Raw genomic sequence first — 321 nt, 5'->3', positions numbered from 1 at the left:
CAAGTTCGCGGTGCTGGGCCCCGACGGCCAGTGGCGCGACAAGGCCGACCCGATGGCCGCCTGGGCCGAGAAGCCGGCCAGCACCGCCTCGCGCGTCTTCGAGTCCTCCTACACCTGGGGCGACGACGAGTGGATGACCGCGCGCGCCGAGAAGGCCGCGGTGCAGGCGCCGATGAGCGTCTACGAGGTGCACCTGGCGTCATGGAAGAAGAACTACGACCAGTCGATGTGGTCGTGGGAGCAGATGGCCGAGGACCTGGTCGCCTACGTCGTCGACCTCGGCTTCACCCACGTCGAGCTGATGCCGGTGATGCAGCACCC

Annotated in this window: 1 pseudogene; it reads left to right on the top strand. The window is 68.5% G+C overall.

Annotated elements, in window-relative coordinates:
• Positions 1-321, top strand: a pseudogene (locus tag QWY29_RS19990) (1,4-alpha-glucan branching protein GlgB); the annotation flags it as partial.

It is taken from the genome of Nocardioides abyssi (assembly GCF_030412915.1).
Taxonomy (GTDB): Bacteria; Actinomycetota; Actinomycetes; order Propionibacteriales; family Nocardioidaceae; genus Nocardioides; species Nocardioides abyssi.
The sequence above is the reverse complement of the archived record's forward strand: the minus strand, read 5'-3'. Positions and strand labels throughout refer to the sequence as shown.